Consider the following 486-nt stretch of genomic DNA (forward strand, 5'->3'; position numbering starts at 1 on the left):
GCCATGAGGGACCGGCCCATGCCGGACCGTTCCCATCGGACGGTCGAGAACAGCCCGACGAAGACGGTGATCGTCATAGCGGCTGCCACCGTGACGATGGCGAGGATCATTTCCAACGGGATTCTCCCCTCATGGCGATCGCGAGACGATCGGAGAAATGGTTGCGTTCGCGGTGCCAGCGGTGACGGCCGGTTTCGACTCGGGCGAGGCGCTCTTGCTCGCGGGTGCGCTTTTCGGCGGCGACGCGCTCGTCGGCGCTGGTGGGCGCCGCAAGCCGCCACAGCCGCGCCAGGAGCCCGCTCACCGCTCCGCCTCCTGCGTGCGGGCCGCGGCTTCAGTCGCGGCGGGAAGCGCGTCGAGGACACGGCCGCTGGTGCGTGCGATCTCGGTCATCTCGTCGAGGGCTACGTCCTTGCGCTGTGCGAGCTCGCGCCAGAAGTCGCGGTCGGCGACCATCTCGTCGAAATGTTTGCGGGGGATGAGGTC

General features: G+C 68.5%; 2 protein-coding genes. Both read right to left on the reverse strand.

Annotated features, from left to right (window positions below; translation table 11 throughout):
* Positions 1-106: 106 nt before the first annotated feature.
* Positions 107-304 carry a hypothetical protein gene (locus GVJ63_RS21865; RefSeq protein ID WP_159227357.1) on the reverse strand — a complete coding sequence of 66 codons (198 nt, stop codon included), beginning with the start codon at positions 302-304 and terminating at the stop codon, positions 107-109.
* On the reverse strand, positions 301-486 hold a 186-nt coding region (locus GVJ63_RS21870), incomplete at its 5' end, for a hypothetical protein (protein ID WP_159227358.1). The genes GVJ63_RS21865 and GVJ63_RS21870, both read right to left, overlap by 4 nt.

Source organism: Pantoea sp. 18059 (assembly GCF_902706165.1).
Classification (GTDB): domain Bacteria; phylum Pseudomonadota; class Gammaproteobacteria; order Enterobacterales; family Enterobacteriaceae; genus Pantoea; species Pantoea agglomerans.